The organism is Arthrobacter sp. Helios, assembly GCF_023167125.1.
In the GTDB taxonomy this organism is placed as follows: Bacteria; Actinomycetota; Actinomycetes; order Actinomycetales; family Micrococcaceae; genus Arthrobacter_B; species Arthrobacter_B luteolus.
Window position 1 is genome coordinate 2,612,906 of sequence record NZ_CP095402.1, and the last position, 18,024, is coordinate 2,630,929.

General features: G+C 66.3%; 17 protein-coding genes and 1 tRNA gene. 12 read left to right on the top strand and 6 right to left on the bottom strand.

Features of this window, described 5'->3' with window-relative positions; genetic code table 11:
* Nucleotides 1-50 precede the first annotated feature (50 nt).
* Entirely contained in the window at nt 51-1,379 is a 1,329-nt protein-coding gene (locus ArtHe_RS11820) for an MFS transporter (protein ID WP_248317066.1), read from the top strand.
* Between the two features lie 8 nt (nt 1,380-1,387).
* Entirely contained in the window at nt 1,388-1,852 is a 465-nt protein-coding gene (gene aroQ / locus ArtHe_RS11825; RefSeq protein WP_066296561.1) for a type II 3-dehydroquinate dehydratase, read from the top strand.
* Nucleotides 1,853-1,876: 24 nt separating this feature from the next.
* On the opposite strand, the gene ArtHe_RS11830 is transcribed toward aroQ, so the two are convergent.
* On the bottom strand, nt 1,877-3,058 hold the full coding sequence (locus ArtHe_RS11830; RefSeq protein ID WP_248317067.1) for a MarP family serine protease: 1,182 nt from the start codon (nt 3,056-3,058) through the stop codon (nt 1,877-1,879).
* A gap of 220 nt (nt 3,059-3,278) precedes the next feature.
* On the opposite strand from ArtHe_RS11830, the gene ArtHe_RS11835 reads away from it, so the two are divergent.
* Entirely contained in the window at nt 3,279-3,956 is a 678-nt protein-coding gene (locus ArtHe_RS11835; RefSeq protein WP_055239104.1) for a Crp/Fnr family transcriptional regulator, read from the top strand.
* A 70-nt stretch (nt 3,957-4,026) separates the two neighbouring features.
* Here the strand turns inward: ArtHe_RS11835 and ArtHe_RS11840 are convergent, their stop codons facing one another.
* Genes ArtHe_RS11840 through ArtHe_RS11850 form a run of 3 tightly spaced genes read right to left on the bottom strand, consistent with a single transcriptional unit; the run spans nt 4,027 to nt 5,568 of the window.
* Nucleotides 4,027-4,938: an NUDIX hydrolase gene (locus ArtHe_RS11840; protein ID WP_248317068.1), complete on the bottom strand. Its 912-nt coding sequence runs from the start codon at nt 4,936-4,938 to the stop codon at nt 4,027-4,029.
* Nucleotides 4,931-5,413, bottom strand: a complete 483-nt coding sequence (locus tag ArtHe_RS11845; protein ID WP_066296567.1) for a RidA family protein — start codon at nt 5,411-5,413, stop codon at nt 4,931-4,933. Before ArtHe_RS11845 ends, ArtHe_RS11840 begins: the two co-directional genes overlap by 8 nt.
* Complete coding sequence (locus ArtHe_RS11850) at nt 5,413-5,568, bottom strand: DUF4177 domain-containing protein (protein ID WP_151723881.1); 156 nt, start codon at nt 5,566-5,568, stop codon at nt 5,413-5,415. The genes ArtHe_RS11845 and ArtHe_RS11850 overlap by 1 nt, the downstream gene beginning before the upstream one ends.
* A gap of 37 nt (nt 5,569-5,605) precedes the next feature.
* Here ArtHe_RS11850 and ArtHe_RS11855 point away from each other — a divergent pair, with 37 nt between their 5' ends.
* The 6 genes from ArtHe_RS11855 to ArtHe_RS11880 all read left to right on the top strand — a co-directional run bounded on the left by ArtHe_RS11855 (nt 5,606) and on the right by ArtHe_RS11880 (nt 13,649).
* A complete protein-coding gene (locus ArtHe_RS11855; protein WP_248317069.1) occupies nt 5,606-7,864 on the top strand; it encodes a transglycosylase domain-containing protein in 2,259 nt (752 codons plus the stop codon).
* Between the two features lie 2 nt (nt 7,865-7,866).
* Nucleotides 7,867-8,805: a metallophosphoesterase gene (locus ArtHe_RS11860; protein WP_248317070.1), complete on the top strand. Its 939-nt coding sequence runs from the start codon at nt 7,867-7,869 to the stop codon at nt 8,803-8,805.
* 144 nt (nt 8,806-8,949) lie between these two features.
* The gene (locus ArtHe_RS11865) at nt 8,950-10,770 is read left to right on the top strand and encodes an ABC transporter ATP-binding protein (protein ID WP_248317071.1); all 1,821 of its coding nucleotides are present in this window, start codon (nt 8,950-8,952) and stop codon (nt 10,768-10,770) included.
* 32 nt (nt 10,771-10,802) lie between these two features.
* Nucleotides 10,803-12,632 (top strand): ABC transporter ATP-binding protein, encoded by a 1,830-nt coding sequence (locus tag ArtHe_RS11870; RefSeq protein WP_248319780.1) that lies wholly within the window; start codon nt 10,803-10,805, stop codon nt 12,630-12,632.
* A gap of 104 nt (nt 12,633-12,736) precedes the next feature.
* Nucleotides 12,737-12,813 (top strand) — tRNA-Pro (locus ArtHe_RS11875).
* Between the two features lie 194 nt (nt 12,814-13,007).
* Nucleotides 13,008-13,649, top strand: a complete 642-nt coding sequence (locus tag ArtHe_RS11880; RefSeq protein ID WP_248317072.1) for a dihydrofolate reductase family protein — start codon at nt 13,008-13,010, stop codon at nt 13,647-13,649.
* A 58-nt stretch (nt 13,650-13,707) separates the two neighbouring features.
* On the opposite strand, the gene ArtHe_RS11885 is transcribed toward ArtHe_RS11880, so the two are convergent.
* Together ArtHe_RS11885 and purD are read right to left on the bottom strand one after the other, a co-directional pair.
* Nucleotides 13,708-14,601: a phosphoribosylaminoimidazolesuccinocarboxamide synthase gene (locus ArtHe_RS11885; RefSeq protein WP_066296580.1), complete on the bottom strand. Its 894-nt coding sequence runs from the start codon at nt 14,599-14,601 to the stop codon at nt 13,708-13,710.
* Nucleotides 14,598-15,908, bottom strand: a complete 1,311-nt coding sequence (gene purD, locus ArtHe_RS11890; RefSeq protein WP_248319782.1) for a phosphoribosylamine--glycine ligase — start codon at nt 15,906-15,908, stop codon at nt 14,598-14,600. The genes ArtHe_RS11885 and purD overlap by 4 nt, the downstream gene beginning before the upstream one ends.
* Before the next feature lie 335 nt (nt 15,909-16,243).
* Between purD and ArtHe_RS11895 the strand changes: the two genes are divergently transcribed.
* The 3 genes from ArtHe_RS11895 to ArtHe_RS11905 are packed head-to-tail and all read left to right on the top strand — an operon-like array spanning nt 16,244 to nt 17,984.
* The gene (locus ArtHe_RS11895; protein WP_248317073.1) at nt 16,244-17,248 is read left to right on the top strand and encodes an asparaginase; all 1,005 of its coding nucleotides are present in this window, start codon (nt 16,244-16,246) and stop codon (nt 17,246-17,248) included.
* A gap of 3 nt (nt 17,249-17,251) precedes the next feature.
* Complete coding sequence (locus ArtHe_RS11900) at nt 17,252-17,638, top strand: sterol carrier family protein (RefSeq protein ID WP_066296589.1); 387 nt, start codon at nt 17,252-17,254, stop codon at nt 17,636-17,638.
* A 25-nt stretch (nt 17,639-17,663) separates the two neighbouring features.
* Nucleotides 17,664-17,984 (top strand): hypothetical protein, encoded by a 321-nt coding sequence (locus ArtHe_RS11905; protein ID WP_066296591.1) that lies wholly within the window; start codon nt 17,664-17,666, stop codon nt 17,982-17,984.
* Nucleotides 17,985-18,024: the final 40 nt, after the last annotated feature.

Below are 18,024 nucleotides of genomic sequence, written 5' to 3' on the forward strand. Positions count from 1 at the left end.
TGGGCTCATCAAGTGGCGAAACCCCTCCGCAGCTAGCACAATCAGCAGTTGTGTCTACAACCTCCACAGCAGTGAACCCCGCCCAGCGTGCGCGGATGGCCCGCAGGGTTGCCGGTGCCTCCTTTGTTGGAACCGCGTTGGAATCCTATGACTTCTATGTCTTCGGCACCGCCGCCGCGCTGATCCTGAACCGGGTGTTCTTCCCGGCCGTGGACCCGCTGACCGGAACACTCCTGGCCTTTCTGTCCCTCGGCATGGGGTTCATCGCCCGGCCGCTGGGGGCCGTGCTCTTCGGACACATCGGTGACCGGATCGGACGGAAGAAGTCGCTGATCTACACCATCGTCCTGATGGGTGTGGCCACCGGGGTGATCGGCCTGCTCCCGGATTACAGCACCATCGACGTCTGGGCACCGGTCCTGCTGGTGACCCTGCGCCTGCTCCAGGGCCTGGCCGTGGGCGGTGAATGGGGCGGCGCCGTCCTGATCGCCAGCGAACACGCCGAACCCAGGAAACGCGCCCTCTTCGCCGCGATCCCCCAGATCGGTTCCCCGGTCGGCACGATCATGGTCACCGCAACGTTCCTGATCCTCACCCAGGTCTCCCCCGAAGCCATGGAAGCCGGCGTCTGGCGCATCCCGTTCCTGCTGGCCTTCCCGTTTATGGCCGTGGCGCTCTACCTCCGCCTGGCCATCGATGAAACTCCGGTCTTCAAGGACGTCGCCGAGCACCATCAGGTGGCCCGGGTCCCGGTCCTCGAGGTGCTCCGCACCCAGCGCGCCGCCGTCGTCATCGCCATGGCCGCCGCACTGCTGGGCATCGGATCCTACTTCCTGATGACCACCTACACCCAGGCCTACGGTGTGTCTGAACTGGGGCTGTCCGAGTCCACCGTCCTGAACGCAGCGCTCGTAGGCTCGATCCTGCAGCTGGCCACTATTCCGGCCTTCGGCTACCTGGCCACCAAAATCGGTTCGGCGAAGGTGGTGGCCGCAGGCGCAGCCTGCACCCTGCTGATTTCCTTCCCGCTGTACTACCTGATCAGCATCGCCAACCAGCCGGTGTACATCCTCACCATCCTGATCGGCGGCATCTTCCCGACGGCGGCCTGGGCAGCACTGGGCGGGCTGATGGCGGATCTGTTCCCGGCACGCACGGGTTTCACCGCCATGTCCCTGGCGTACAGCTTCGCAGGAATCGCGGCCGGGTTCACCCCGGCGGTCACGCAGCTCTTCTCCAATGCCACCGGGGCGGCCTGGTGGCATCCCGGCGCGGTGCTGGCGCTGATGTCCCTGATCACCATCGGCGGCGCACTGGCAGCGGGCCGGATGACCCGGGCCCGGGCGCTGGCCGAAGCCGGAACTCCGGTTGCGGCATAGTTGATCCCATGACTACCGAACGCACCCGCAACCTCCTGGTCCTGAACGGCCCGAACCTGAACCTGCTGGGCACCCGCGAACCTGCCGTCTACGGCACCGGCACCCTGGACGACGTCGAAGCCGCGGCCGTCGCCGCCGCCCAGGCGCACGGCTGGACCGTGGACTGCATCCAGTCCAACCACGAGGGCGACCTGCTCGATGCGATCCACGGTGCGCCGGGACTCGCGGACGCCATCGTCATCAACCCCGCCGCCTACAGCCATACGTCAGTGGCGCTGCGGGATGCGCTGTCCGGCGTGGGGCTGCCCGTCGTGGAGGTGCATTTGAGCAACATCCACCAGCGGGAAGAGTTCCGCCACCACTCGTTTGTCTCCGCGGTGGCAGAGGTCGTGATCTGCGGTGCTGGAATTGCCGGCTACCGGATGGCCGTGGAGTACCTCGCTGAGTCGCTGGACGCCAAGGCAGAGCAGTAACAAACCTGCGGCAGCGGCCCGCGGCTACTCGCTGATGCACTCGCCGGGAGACACCGGGCTCACGTAGTCCGGCGCCGCTTCGGCGATCGGCCCCAGCTCGGCCAGGGACAGCGCGTAGCCGATCGGCTGCTCGCTGGTGGTCTTGGCGAAGATCACGCCGGCAACCCGCCCGTCGATGTCCAGCAGCGGTCCGCCGGAGTTGCCCTGCTGCACGTTTGCCGCCAGGGTGTACACCTCCAGGATCTCCGGTGAGGTGCCGTAAATGCTGCGGACCGAGACGTCGCCCAGGTTCTGGACCATGGCCGGCTGCAGCCTGAACGGGCCGCCGGCCGGATACCCCGCGAAGGCAGCCGTGGTTCCGGTGGGAAGTTCCTCTCCGAGCCGGAGTGGATCTGCGCCGAGGTTCTCCACCGCAATCACCGCCAGGTCCCGCGCCGGGTCGAAGTGCACCACCTTGCCCGGGCGTACGCCGCCGCCGGGCACCTGGACCACGGGTTCGCTGACCCCGGCGACCACATGCGCGTTGGTGACCACCCGGTCCTCGGCGATAACGAATCCGGAACCTGTCTGATTCTGCCCGCACTGGAACGCCGTGCCGGTGATTTTCAGGACGGAGCCGGAGGCGGCAGTCAGTGCCTCGGAGCTGATGCCTTCGGCCGGGATCTCCGCTGCCTGCGGGGCAGCGCCGTCGAAAATCCGGGGCAGGCCTTCCGCAAGCGTGAAGGAACGGATCTGAGCGGCCCAGGTCTTGACCGGAGTCGGCGTCACCGCCTCAATCGCGGTCAGGACACGGGAGGACGCGATCTGCTGCGACAGGAACGGCATGCCCAGCGTGCCGATGCTGAACGCCAGCATGGACATCACCAGCGCCGCCACCAGGACGTTCAGCGCCCCGCCCAGGATCCGGTCCAGGGCGCGCAGCGGCGCAAAGTTGAACCAGCGCCGGACTCCTGCGCCCAGTGCCGCGCCGGCCGCATGACCCACCAAGACCAGCACGACGGCGGTTGCTATCACCGCTGCCAGCCGCCAGCCTTCGTCCGGTACCCAGCCGGAGACGAGCGGAATGGCAAAGAAGGCAGCCGCGGCACCGGCAACGAAGCCTACGATGCCGCCAAGAGTTACGGCCAGTCCGTTGCGCAGGCCGGAGACAAGGTAGAAAACCAGGGCAAGCAGCAGGATGATGTCCAGAACGGTGAGTCCGAGCACAAAGAGCTCCAATAGGATGTAATTACGCGTGCGGCTGCCAGGCTGAGCCCCTTGATCCACGAGTCTAGCGGGCAGTGCCGACGATTCCACGGCGGTGTTGCCCGGGCCACAACGCCGTTGGGCTTTTTATCATCCGAGGGCGAACAACGCTATTACGGGTGTCACATGGACGTTCAGTGCGGCAAGATAGTACAAGCGACAACTATTTACAGGAGATTTCATGGATATCGAGGTATTGCGCCGTGCGCCTTTGTTCGCCTCACTGGGAGACGACGTCTTCGCCGCTCTGACCGACGAGCTCACCGAGGTCGATCTTTCGCGCGGAGCCTCTGTCTTCCGCGAGGGCGACCAGGGTGACCAGCTGTATTTCATCGTGTCCGGAAAGATCAAGCTGGGGCGTTCAGCCCCGGACGGCCGCGAGAACCTGCTGGCTATTCTCGGCCCGGGCGAGCTGTTTGGCGAGATGGCCCTGTTTGACCCCAGCCCCCGGACCGCCACGGCCACCGCTGTGTCGGAGACCCGCCTGGCCGGGCTGCGGCACGAGAACCTGCGTGCCCTGATCGAGACCCGCCCCGAGGTTTCCGTCCAGCTGCTGCAGGCCCTGGCCCGCCGGCTGCGGCGCACCAACGAGTCCCTGGCTGACCTGGTCTTCTCGGACGTTCCGGGCCGCGTTGCCAAGGCCCTGCTGGACCTTGCCGACCGCTTCGGACGCCCGGCGACCGACGGCATCCTGGTGGCCCACGAGCTGACCCAGGAAGAGCTGGCGCAGCTGGTTGGCGCTTCACGGGAGACCGTGAACAAGGCCCTGGCGGAGTTCGTCCAGCGCGGCTGGCTGCGGCTCGAAGCCCGCGCCGTCGTCATCCTGGATGTACAGCGGCTGCGCCAGCGCTCCCGCTAAGCCCCGTACCGCAGACCAGAACGGCACCGCTTCCCCGGAGGGAAACGGTGCCGTTTTGCTGTCCGGATGATCAGCGTCCGCGCTGGCCGGAGCCTTCGGCCGTATCGGTGCCGGTGACCTGCAGGACGTACTTTCCGTCTGCTTCGACCAGTTCCGGCTGGTACACAGCGGTGGGCCGGCGGTGCGCCAGGTAGGCGATGCAGCCGCGGGCTTTCGCCAGCTTCTCGATCATCAGCAGCACCGCCGGAACGGTGAGCTGTTCCAGCGTCAAACCGACGGTATCCGGCTGGCCGACCTCGTCGCCGAGCCCGGTGGTGTTCTGCCGCTCGGCTTCACGGGCCGCAATGCACCACTGGCCCCACACACCCTTGCCCTCGAGCAGGGAGGTTTCCTGTCCGATGGGCTGGACGGCGGCGAAGTAGCGGGTGTCAAAGCGGCGAAGCGCAAAGTCCGCTGTCCGCCAGTTGGAAAGCGCCCGCAGCAGGTCGGTGCGCAGTCCCAGCCCGCGGCGGGCAAGGAGCTCCGGGAAGGACTTCTCCCCGGCGGCAATGCCCACGCGTGCCGCCATCCAGTCCGGTCCGCGGTTGCTCTCCAGCAGCGTGGACGAATCCGGTCCGGCCAGCAGCACCCCGGTCTCTTCGAACAGCTCGCGGATCGCCGCCACCACATGCCGCCTGGCCTGCTGCGGATCATCCATGCCCAGGGCTTTGGCCCAGTCCGAGGGTGACGGACCGTACCAGGCCACGGGATCGTCGTCGGCGGGTTCCAGGCTGCCGCCGGGGAAGGCTATCTTCCCCAGCGGTGACTCGCCGCCGCGGTACCGCAGGAACGTTTCCGCGCCCTCGCGGGAGTCGCGCAGCAGCAGTACCGACGACGCCGGCCGCGGTTTGCGCGGAGCGGTTTCGCCGCGTTCGAACCAGCTTTCAGCTGCTGCCTCCTGCCACGGAGGCAACTGGAAGTAGCGGGTGGGAAAACTAGGCAAATTCAGCGATCACTTCCACTTCCACCGGTGCATCCAGCGGAAGTACGGCAACGCCGACGGCGGAACGGGCATGGCTGCCAGCCTCGCCGAAGACCTGGGCGAACAGTTCGGAGGCACCGTTAATGACGCCGGGCTGTCCGGTGAAGGACGGGTCCGATGCCACGAAGCCAACAACCTTGACGATCCGGGTCACCCGGTCAAGGTCGCCGATTTGTGCCTTGATCGCGGCAAGGGCGTTCACGGCGCAGCGGGCTGCATACGCTTTCGCGTCCTCGGCGGAGACTTCCGCGCCGACCTTGCCGGATGCGGGCAGCGCACCGTCAATAAACGGCAGCTGGCCCGAGGTGTAGACATGGTTTCCAGTCACAACCGCCGGAACGTAGGCAGCGACAGGTGCCGCCACGCCGGGGAGTGTCAGGCCCAGTTCAGCCAGGCGGCGCTCGACGGCGGAAACAGCCTCCGGTCCGGCGCTCATCAGGCTTTCTCCCGCTTCATGTAGGCCACGGCACCGGTGCCGTTGGGGGCCGGGGTGATCTGCACGAGCTCCCAGCCTTCTTCGCCGTGCATGTTCAGGACCGCGCCCGGAGTATGGAGGGGCAGCGGTGTGATGAAGTATTCCCATTTGCTCATGATCCAAAGACTAGCGTGTGCTTGTAGACTGATCGGCATGGCAGCTCGCAAATCTCCTTTTTTTGACACGGCTACCACGCTGGGCAAAATTGTCGCTTTCTTTGGTGTGAGCACGCTGTGCGGTGTTCTCGCCGCCGGACTGCTGGTTCCCGCAGCTGCTGCTGCCGGCACGGCTGCCTCCGGTTCGCTGCAGTTCTTCGACCAGCTGCCGTCTGAGCTGCAGCGCGGTGCCCTGGCACAGCCCTCCAAGATCTATGCCAATGACGGTTCGCTGATCGCGACGCTTTATGAGGAGAACCGGCAGCCGGTCACCCTCGATGAGGTGTCGCCCCACATGGTGGACGCGATGCTCGCGATTGAAGATGACCGGTACTACGAGCACGGCGGCGTGGACCTGCAGGGCATCTTCAGCGCCGTCATCTCCAACGTCACCTCCGACCGGACCCGCGGTGCCTCGACGATCACCCAGCAGTACGTGAACAACGTGATCATCGATACCAACATGCAGGAGGGCGGCGAAGTCGTCTTCAGCGGGCAGAAGACTGTCGGCGACAAGCTGCGCGAAATCAAGCTGGCCATCGCCGTCGAAAAGGAACTGAGCAAGGACGAGATCCTTGAGGGCTACTTCAACATCGTCCCGTTCAGCGGAACCACGTTCGGCGTCCAGGCGGCGTCGAAGTACTTCTTCAACGTGGATGCCAAGGACCTGAGCATCGCCCAGTCCGCACTGCTGGCCGGCGTCGTGAACGGCCCCACGTACTACAGTCCGGAGCTGAATCCGGAGCGTTCGCTGGAGCGCCGGAACCTGGTGCTGAACGCCATGCTGGATAAGGGCCGCATCACGCAGGAGGAGCACGACGCCGCGGTTGCCACCGGACTGGAACTGAACCTGACTCCGGTCCTCAACGGCTGTGTCGGCGCCGAGCAAGCACCCTACTTCTGTGACTACGTCAAGCAGCTGGTGCTCAACGACGAGCGCTACGGTGCCACCTACGACGACCGGAACAAGCTGCTGTACCGCGGCGGCCTGAGCATCAACACCACGCTGGACCCGGTCCTGCAGAACGCGGCACAGACCGCGATCAACGAGACCGCTAACCCGGACACCACCGACGCGGAGATCGGCCACTCCATGGTCAGCGTCGAGCCGGGCACCGGCGCCATCAAGGTGATGGCACAGAACACGCGGTTCACGCCTGAGCTGGCCGACGGAAACTCCGTGCAGAACTTCAACGTGGACGCGTACCAGGACGGCGATCCAAACAAGTACCTCAACGGCCTGGGCGGGTTCCAGCCCGGCTCAACCTACAAACCGTTCACCGTCGCCGCGTGGCTCGATGCCGGCAAGACGCTGAACACCACGCTCAACGGCAGCAAGCGCACCTACCCCGCCGGGACCCGCTGGAATGCCAGCTGCTACGGCGGTGCCTATGTCAGCACTGAGCCCTGGACACCGATCAACTACGGCGACACCAACTACAAAAACACCACGGTGATCGACGGCCTGGCCAACTCCTTTAACACGATCACGCTGGCCGAGGCGCGGGAACTGGATCTCTGCAAGTTCCAGGAGATCGCCTTTGCCGCCGGTGTGCACAACGGCAAGGGCGCCTCCGGCGAACGGGAAATGCTCTCGGTTGATCCGCCGTCCACCTTCGGTGGCGGCGGCGACGCTTCGCCGCTGTCCATGGCCACCGGTTTCGCGACTTTCGCGGCCGAGGGCCTGAAGTGCGAGCCGCGGGCCCTGGTCTCCGTGAAGACCCCGGAAGGAACCGACCTTCCGGTGCCGGAACAGGACTGCGAACAGGTGATGAAGAAGGAGGTTGCGCAGGGTGTCAACATGGCAACCCAACGCGTGATGACCAACGGCTCCGGCATCAACCTGCAGGTCGGCGTGCCGACGGCGGGAAAGACCGGCACCAACGACTTCCGGTCCCAGACCTGGTTCATGGGGTACAGCACCGGGCTGTCCACCGCCACCTGGATCGGCAACTGGAAAGCCAACAACACCACCATGTCGGACAAGCTGATCGGCGGACGGATCTATCCTGAGGTCGACGGTTCACTGATCGCCGGTCCGTCCTGGAAGAACTTCATCCAGCGCGTGGCCGGACAGTACGAAGCCAATCCGTTCACCAACCCGCCGGCCAGCATCATCGGCCAGACGCCGGCACCGCCGCGTTCTACCCCCGCGCCCAGCAATTCCGGCACGGGCAACAACAACGGCGGCAATAACGGCAACTCGGGCAACAACAACAATCCGGGAAACAACGGCAACGACCAGGACAACGACTAACCTTGACGACCCGGAACGCCTTCCCGGCGCTTAAGACCGCGGCCTGGGCCGCCGGCAGCGTGGCCGCTGCCGGCGCCGGGGCTTTCGCCTACGGTTCGCTCATTGAACGGAACCTCTTCGGCATCCGCACCGAAACTGTCGCTGTGCTTCCGCCGGGCAGCAAACCCCTGCGGGTCCTGCATCTTTCCGACATCCACTACGTGCCGGGGCAGGCCCGCAAGACCCGCTGGCTGCGCTCGCTCGCGGACCTTGAGCCGGATCTGGTGGTTAACACCGGGGACAATCTCAGCCACCTGGAGGCGATTCCGCCGCTGCTGGAGTCGCTGAAGCCGCTGATGCGGTTTCCAGGCGTGTTCGTTCCGGGCTCCAACGACTACTACGCCCCGGTGCTGAAGAACCCGTTCACGTACTTCACCTCGCCGTCCAAGCTGCGCAAAGAACCCCGGAAGCTCCCCTACGGGCAGATGTTTTCCGCCTTCGGCAACGCAGGATGGATAGACCTGACCAACCGGAACCAGTCCATGGTCCTGGGCGGACTCCGGCTGGATTTCTCCGGCGTCGACGATCCCCATCTGAAGCGCGACCGCTACGCTGGCTTCCCGGCCGGGAGCGCGTCCTCAGACAACGCCCGGCACCTGCGGATCGGCGTCGCCCATGCCCCGTACCAGCGCGTGCTGGATTACTTCACCGACGGGGGCGCCAAACTCATTCTCGCCGGCCACACCCACGGCGGGCAGGTCTGCATCCCGGGCTACGGTGCGCTGGTCAGCAACTGCGACCTGCCGACCTGGCGGGCCAAGGGCCTCACTGATTGGGAGCACAACGGGCGGAGCGTTCCGTTGAACGTTTCCGCAGGCATCGGCACCTCCCGGTTCGCGCCGGTTCGTTTCGCATGCCGGCCCGAGGCCGTGCTCCTCACGCTCACTCCCCCCGCCGGATAACAGCCGCGGCGGGCCGGGGTGCTGCCCCGGAATCCGCGACCGTTTCTGCCTGACGCCGTTCTGCCCCGCGGGTCCCGTGGCCTACGATTGAGCGGTAACGCGGTCCGCACCCACCGTGCGGCCAGCCCGGCACGAAGAGGATCCATGCCCCCGCAGACAACTTTGTGGCAGTCCCTGGGGCGTCTGTACCCGCACATCAAACCGATTCTTCCGCGCCTGTTCCTTGGTTTCCTCTGTGCCGTGGGCGCCAGCATCGTCGCTCTGGCCATCCCGCAGGTGCTGCGGATCCTGGTGAATTCCTATCTGCAGCCCGGGGCCCAGTCTTCCGCACTGTGGTGGGCCACCGGCATCGTGCTGCTGCTCGGCATCCTGGAAGCAGCATTTATGGCCCTGCGGCGGCAATTCGCCATTGCCCCGGCCACCACCGTCGAGACGGGCCTGCGCACCTCGTTCTACCGGCACCTGCAGGACCTCTCGGTCGCGTTCCACGACCGCTGGGGCTCGGGCCAGCTGCTTTCCCGGGCGATGAGCGACTTGAACCTGATCCGCCGCTGGATGGCGTTCGGCGCGATGATGCTGATCGTCACCGCCCTGACCGTGGTCATCGGAATCACCATCATGTTCTTCACCAGTTGGCAGCTGGCGCTGGTGTTCCTCCTGGCTGCCGTCCCGATCATCGTCTACGGCTTCCGGTTCCGGCGCTTTTACGGCAGGGTCTCCCGGCAGAGCCAGGACCAGGCCGGAGACCTGGCTACCACCGTGGAGGAATCGGTCCACGGCATCCGCGTGCTCAAGGCCTTCGGCCGCAGTACGGAAGCGCTGGACGCGTTCGAGGAACAGGCCCAGGGCCTGCGCCAGACCGAGGTCTTCAAGGCGAACTCCCTGGCGAAGTTTTCCCTGGTGGTCACCCTGCTGCCGGAAGCCGCATTGGCCGTGTCCCTGGTCTGGGGCATCCTGCTGGTCAACGCCGGGGAGCTAAGCATCGGCGCCCTGGTCGCGTTCTTCGCCACCGCCGCCGTCGTCGCCGGTCCGGTCGAATCCATGGGGCCACTGCTTTCCATGACCCTTACCGCGAAAACCGCGATCGACCGGCACTTCGAGGTCATGGACGCCCAGCGCACCATCGCTGATCCGGCGCAGCCCCGCCGGCCGCAGCAGGTACACGGCCATCTGGCGTTCGAGGATGTCCATTTCGCCTACCCGGATGCGGACGGAGATCGGCCGGATGTGCTCGACGGTGTCACCCTGGACCTGCGCGCCGGCGAAACCATGGCGCTGGTTGGGATCACCGGCAGCGGCAAGTCCACCCTGCTGCAGCTGGTGCCCCGGCTGTACGACGTGACCGGCGGGAATACCCGGATCGACGGCATCGACCTCCGCGACTACGCTTTGGAAGAGCTGCGCTCCATTGTGGCCGTCGCGTTCGAGGACACCACCCTGTTTTCCAGCTCGGTCCGGGACAACGTCCTGCTCGGTGCAGATCCCGGTACTGATGCTGAGGCGGAGCTCCTGCTGCGCGAAGCCCTCGACGTGGCGCAGGCCCAGTTCGTCTATTCGCTTCCTGACGGTACTGACACGCTGATCGGCGAGGAAGGCCTCAGCCTCTCCGGCGGTCAGCGCCAGCGGATCGCCCTGGCCCGGGCCATCGCCGCGCGGCCCAGCGTCCTGATCATGGACGATCCGCTTTCCGCGCTTGACGTACGCACCGAGGAACTGGTGGAACACCGGCTGCGCGAAGTCCTGGCGGAGACCACCACGCTGGTGGTGGCGCACCGGCCCTCAACGGTGAGCCTCGCCGACCGGGTGGCACTGCTGGAAAGCGGACGGATCACGGCCGTGGGAAGCCACGCCGAACTGCTGGCGGCAAACGAGCATTACCGGCATGTCATCGCCAGCCTGCCCGCCACCCCGCAGGACCTGGACAGCCAGCTGGAATCCGGTGACGAAGACGAGGTGGTCCTGTGAGCCGGTTCAGCATCCGCCGCGGCGGCGCTCCCCTGCCCGGGGAGAACGGCAGCCCGGCGGCAGCCACCGGAACCGCGGGCGAGGACAACCTCAACCTGGACCGGGCGGAGAACCAAGCCGTCCGCCGTCGTTCACTGGCCCTGCTCCGTTCCCTGCTGCGCCCCAACCGCGGCCGCTTTATCCTCACCATCGTCCTGGTGGTCATTTCCCAGGCCGCCCGCGTGGCCGGCCCGGCGATCATCGCCTACGGCATCGACCATGCCCTCCCGGTCCTGCGCAGCGGGAGCTCGGTTCCGCTGCTGCTCTCCGGCGGCGCGTACCTGCTCGCGGCGGTGCTGGCCGCCGCCCTGACCGCGGGCTACGTCCGGTCGACGGCGCAGCTAAGCCAGGCGATGCTGCTGGATCTGCGCCTGCGGGTCTTCCGGCACACCCAGCGGCTCAGTCTGGAATTCCACGAAAGGTACACCTCCGGGCGGATCATTTCGCGGCAGACCTCTGACCTGGAGGCACTGCGGGAACTGCTTGATTCCGGAATCAGCTCACTGGCGTCCGGGGCGATGTACATGCTCTTCGTGGCAATCAGTATCTTCGCCCTGGACTGGCGCACCGGGGTCCTGCTTTGTGTCGCCTTTGTACCGATGTACCTGCTCACACGCTGGTACCAGAAGCGCTCCCAGATCGCCTACCGCGCTTCCCGGGTCACCTCTGCCCGGCTGATCGTGCACTTCATCGAAACCATGACCGGCATCCGGGCCGTGAAGGCCTTCCGCCGCGAGAAGGTCAACGCAGAGAAAAATGACGAGCTGGCCGAGGATTACCGCCGGGCCACGCTGCGCTCCATCAACCTCAACGGCGTTTTCCAGCCTGGACTGATCCTGATCGGCAACGCCACGGTGGCTCTGGTACTGCTGGTGGGCGGTTACCGGGTGCTCGACGGCGGCATGGAAGTCGGCGCGCTGCTGGCACTGCTGCTGTACACCAAGCGCTTCTTCCAGCCGGTGGACCAGATGGCCATGTTCTACAACTCCTTCCAGTCAGCCTCCGCCGCCCTGGAGAAGGTGTCCGGTCTGCTGGAGGAAGTACCCACCGTGCGTCCGCCGAAACACCCGGTGGAGCTGAAGGAGGCCGAAGGCGATGTGAGGTTCGACGGCGTGGAGTTCCGTTACGGCGACGGCCCGGTGGTCCTGCCGCGGATGGACCTGCACATTCCTGCCGGGCAGACGGTGGCCCTGGTGGGCCAGACCGGCGCCGGCAAGTCGACCCTGGCCAAGCTGATCGCCCGCTTCTATGACCCGTCCTCCGGTGCCGTGCTGCTGGACGGGGTGGACCTGCGGGACCTGACCCAGCGGGACCTGCGCCGCGCCGTCGTGATGGTGACCCAGGAGGCGTTCCTGTTCAGCGGCTCGGTGGCAGAGAATATTGCCCTGGGCAAACCCGGGGCCTCGCAGGAGGAAATTGAGGCGGCGGCCCGGGCGGTCGGAGCCCACGAGTTCATCGGATTGCTTCCCGAGGGGTACCAGACCGATGTGAACAAGCGCGGCGGCCGGGTCTCCGCCGGGCAGCGCCAGCTGATCAGCTTTGCCCGCGCGTTCCTGGCCGACCCGGCGGTGCTGATCCTGGATGAGGCAACCTCGTCGCTGGACATCCCCAGCGAACGGCTGGTGCAGCAGGGCCTGAAAACCCTCCTGGGCAACCGGACCGCGCTGATCATCGCGCACCGGCTTTCCACGGTGGAGATCGCCGACCGCGTGCTGGTGATGGCGGACGGCGAGGTCGTTGAGGACGGCACCCCGAAGGATCTGACCAGCGGTACCGGACGGTTCGCAGCATTGAACGCTGCCTGGCAGGATTCGCTCGTCTAGTGTGTTTCGCCTCCCCAGGAGCTGAATTTCGCGCTCCCGCAGGTTGTCGAGTACACTTGTAAAGTTGCTTGGCCGGGAGGGAAACCTTCCACCGGCAGTGGTTACGGGGTGTGGCGCAGCTTGGTAGCGCGCGTCGTTCGGGACGACGAGGTCGCAGGTTCAAATCCTGTCACCCCGACCAAAACAATGAAGGACCCGCTGTTTTCAGCGGGTCCTTTTTTGTTGCCTTCTGCTAGGTCACCCTCGAGGGCAAACCCACCGGCAAAGAATGCGGAATACGGCTCCGTTCCGGCCACTGATCCTGATGCCCTTGCATCATCCTGTCCCGGCGGTAAGCTCAGGTTCACTTTCTGCCTAGCCGCCCAGGAGCCCCCAATGGCTGTTCGTGTTGACCTCAACATCTCCCTCGACGGATACGCCACCACCACAGACCAGACCCCGGAGAATCCATTCGGGCAGGATTGGGGCCGGCTCGTTGGCCCGTATGCCGCGACCCGGACCTTCCGGGAGCGGGTACTGCTTGAGACCAGCGGTGAAGGGACCACAGGCGTGGACGACAAGTACGCCCAGGCCTACTTTGATCAGATCGGGTCGGAAATTATGGGAGCTGGCATGTTTGGCCTGCACAACTTCCCTGACGATCCGGATTGGCAGGGCTGGTGGGGCGACGAGCCGCCGTTCCGGGTCCCGGTCTACGTTCTGACCCATACGCCGCGCCCGCCGGTCGAAATGGCTAACGGAACCAGATTCGAGTTCCTCACCGCCTCCCCCGAGGAAGCCCTGGAACTGGCCACGGAAACTGCCGGGGGCAAGGACATCCGGGTCGGCGGTGGCCCGACGGTGGTTAAGTCGTTCCTGGAAGCCGGGCTGGTCGACCAGCTGCACGTAGGCATCGCCCCTATCCTGCTGGGGCGCGGCATCAACCTGTGGGAAGGTCTCCGCGGCCTCGAAGACGCCTACGACGTCAGTGCGGAAACAGCGGAGAGCGGCACGATCCACCTGACGTTCAGGGGGTGAGGCATACGGCCGAGACGCAAAACGGCCCCGGGAAATCCCGGGGCCGTGGGCAGGAAAGCTAGACGAACGTCTTTCCGGTCAACCGCTCGTACGCGTCGATGTAGCGGGCGCGGGTGCGCTCGACGACGTCGGCCGGCAGCGCGGGAGGCTGGGTGTCCGAGGCCTTGTCCCAGCCGGATTCCGGTGACGTGAGCCAGTCCCGGACGTACTGCTTGTCGAAGGACGGCTGCGCCTGGCCCGGCTCGTACAGGGAGGCGTCCCAGAACCGCGAGGAATCCGGGGTCAGCACCTCATCGCCCAGAGTGACCAGGCCGGTGGCCGGATCCAGGCCGAACTCCACCTTGGTGTCCGCCAGGATGATCCCCCGCTCCCGGGCAATCGCCTCGGCGGTGGTGTAGATCTCCAGCGTCAGGTCGCGGATCTTCGCGGCGGTCTCGGCACCCACGGCGGTGACGACGGCGTCGTAATTAATGTTCTCGTCATGCTCGCCCACCTCAGCCTTGGCTGACGGCGTGAAAATCGCCGGCTCCAGCCGCGAGCCGTCGACCAGGCCGGCCGGCAGCGGCACGTCGCAAACGGTCTGCGAGTTCTTGTACTCGAGAAGCCCGGAACCGGTGAGGTAGCCGCGGGCGATGGCCTCCACCGGGTACATCTCCAGCTTCCTGCAGATCATGGCGCGCCCGGCGACTTCGGCCGGAACACCTTCGTCCGCGGAAATCACGTGGTTGGGAATGCTCTTCAGCTGGTCGAACCACCATAGGCTGAGCTGGGTCAGGATCCGGCCCTTGTCCGGGATGGTGCTGGAAAGCACGTGGTCGTAGGCGCTGATCCGGTCGCTGGCGACCACCAGCACCCGGTCATCCGGAGCGTCCGTGCCGGCCGGAACGTACAGGTCGCGGACCTTCCCGGAGTAGATGTGCTGCCAGCCCTGCAGCTGCGGTGCCTCGCTCATGAAAGTTCCTTCTCGTTGTCGACGCCCGCGCTGCCGGCCGGCACCACGATTTCGCCGCGGGAGGCCTTGAGCGCAATGTCGGTCCGGTGCTGCGAGCCCTCCAGGCCGATCTCGGCGACGCCGGCATACGCGAGGTCCCGTGCCTGCACCAGGTCCTGGCCCAGGGCCACGACGGCGAGCACCCGGCCTCCGGCGCTGACGATCTCCGCGTCATCGATCCGGGTTCCGGCGTGCAGCACGTGCACACCCTCGATCGCTTCCGCTTCCACCAGACCCAGGATCGGGTCTCCGGTGCGCGGTGTGTCGGGGTAGTTTTCAGATGCGACGACGACGGCGACGGCGGTGCGCGCGTCCCACTTCAGCTGCTCCATGGCATCCAGCTCGCCCTTGGCGGCAGCCAGCAGCAGCCCGCCGAGCGGAGTCTTCAGCCGGGCCAGAACGGCCTGGGTTTCCGGATCGCCGAAGCGCGCGTTGAATTCGATGACGCGCATCCCGCGGGAGGTGAGCGCCAGCCCGCAGTACAGCACACCGACAAACGGTGTGCCGCGGGCAGCCATTTCATCCACGGTTGGCTGGGCGACGCGGGCAATAACGTCGTCGACCAGGTTTGCCGGCGCCCACTCGAGCGGCGAGTAGGCACCCATGCCGCCGGTATTGGGGCCTTCATCGTTGTCGAAGATGCGCTTGAAGTCCTGTGCGGGGGCGAGCGGCACCACATGCCGCCCGTCGGAGAGGACAAAGAGGGAGACTTCGGGGCCGTCGAGGTATTCCTCGATCACCACGGTGCCGCCGGCGTCGAAGCAGGCTTCGGCGTGGGCCAGGGCTTCATCCCGGTCGGACGTAACGACGACGCCCTTCCCAGCCGCAAGCCCGTCGTCCTTGACCACGTACGGCGCACCGAAGGTGTCCAGCGCGTCCGCGGCTTCCTCAGCCGTGGCGGCCACCCGGGCCATCGCGGTGGGGACATTGGCAGCGGCCATGATCTGCTTGGCGAACGCTTTCGATGCTTCGAGCTGAGCCGCCTCGCGGGACGGGCCGAAGACCGGGATACCGGCTTCGGCCAGCCCGTCGGATACGCCGGCGGCGAGCGGAGCCTCAGGCCCGACAATCACGAGGTCTGAACCGAGGCTGCGGGCCAGTTCGGTCACGGCCGCGGGATCGCTGGCGTTGACGGGATGGACTGGCACAATCTGGGCGATTCCGGCGTTTCCGGGAGCCGCATGGACTTCCGAAACGTAGGGGTCGGCCAGCAATGCCCGGACAATGGCGTGTTCGCGGCCACCGGGGCCAACAACGAGAACCTTCACAATCATTCAGGGTACTGGCAGGGACGCGCGGCCTGAAAGCCAGGGCATCAGCATGACGGCGGCCGCCGGTACCGGTTTCACCCGGAGGCGTTGCCCGTGCCGTGGGCGGAGCGGATAGTAAAGAGCGGCGGGCTCTTTGGGTCCGCCGGTGCGGGCAATGCGGCAGGCGGGCTCGATGGCTGTGCCGGGGCGGTCATCGCGCCCCTGCCTCGCCGCGTACCGGCTCACATTTTTCCGGACTCTGCGTCGGCCCGCTCCCCCCACACCGGCAACAACCTTCCGCGGATACCCGCGCGCGTCCCGGGCTGCGCGCCGGTCTTTCGTAGACTGGCAGTATGCCTGCCACTTTTACTGCCGCTGATGCCGTCGAACTCGCCGTTGTGGAACGCAACGGTTTCATCGAGTCACGGCATGTGGGGTCCGCCGTCGTCCTCTCGGCTGACGGGTCGGTGGTCACCTCCCTCGGCGACATCACAACGCCGGTCTTCCCCCGTTCCTCCCTCAAGCCCTTCCAGGCGGTCGCCGCGATGCAGGCCGGCGTTCCCCTGCGCGGACCGCAGGTGGCTCTCGCCGCGGCCAGCCATACGGGCGCGAAGGAACATACCGACGTCGTCCGCGGCATGCTGGAGGCCGCAGGCCTGACCGAAGAGCACCTGCAGTGCCCGGCGGACTGGCCGCAGAACGAGGAAGCGCGGACAGCGCTGATCCGCTCCGGCGCCGGGAAACAGAAAATTGCGTTCAACTGTTCCGGCAAGCATGCAGCCTTCCTCTGGGCCTGCACCGAAAACGGCTGGGACACCGCAACCTACCTGGATCCGCAGCACCCGATGCAGCAGGGTGTCGCCCGCGTTGTCGAAGAATACTGCGGGGAAATGCCTGCCCACTGGGCCGTGGATGGCTGCGGAGCTCCGCTGGCAGCGGTTTCCCTGACCGGTCTGGCCCGGGGCATCGGCCGGCTGGCCCAGGCCCCGTCCGGCAAACACGGTGACGCGCGGGCCGCCACCGTGGCCACCGCCATGCTCGACTACCCCTGGGCCGTGCACGGTGCCGGCAAGGAAAACACCATTGTGATGGAGGACCTCGGTGTCATCGCCAAGAGCGGTGCCGAGGGCGTCCTGGTCCTGGGTACCAGCACCGGTGTTGCCGTTGCCCTGAAGATGCTCGACGGCAACGGACGGGCCGCAACCCTGGTGGGACTGACCCTGCTTGCGGCCAGCGGAGCGATCGACCCGGAAGCCGTTTTCAAGGTCCTCGCCAAGGTTGTCCCGCCGGTCCTCGGCGGCGGCAACCCGGTCGGGAGTCTCCGGCTGGCCGCCCCCGTCACCGCACTGCTGGACTGAGGCATGGCACGGCGCAGGATTTCCGCCGCCGACGGCCGGGCAGCACTTTCCGCTGCGGCTGCGGCTGCAAGTGGAACAGACCGGACGACGACGGCGACAGCCGTGCGCTTTGCGCTCGAGGAGCTGGCGGAGCGGGTACCGGGCAACAGCGTGGAAGTGCGGGTGCCGCCGTTCGGCGTTACCCAATGCATCCCGGGGCCGCGGCATACACGCGGTACACCGCCCAATGTGGTGGAGACAGACGCGGCCACCTGGCTTGCCCTGGTGACCGGTTCGCTGTCCTGGACCGGCGCCGTCGCCGCCGGGAAAGTCTCTGCCTCGGGGCTTCGCGCAGACCTGTCCGAGTGCCTTCCGCTGTTCCCGGAGCTTGGGACCGGCGTCGGACAGTAGCCTCTACTGCCGGTAGAATTCCCGTATGACTTCCGAGCAGCACAGCCCTGAGCGGCGCGAGATCACCATTCGCCGCGCTCCCCGCTTCGTTCCCTTTATGGTGCTGGGCGCGGTTGCCGCCTTTGTTGTGGCCGTGGTGATGGCCTACACCGGGCCGGAGAACCCGCAGTACACCCGTGAGTCAGTTCTGGGCTTCTTTTTCGTGATCCTCGCGCTTCCCGGCGTGGGACTGGGCTCGATCGCTGCGCTCGTCCTGGACCGGATCAGTGTCCGCCGTGCCAAGCACGCCATCGTCGAAGCAGCTGATGACGAGCCCGGTAACACCGGCGGATCCCCCGCCGCGTAACGCTCTGCCCCAGAACCGGCTGCACGCGGCGGTCATGAGA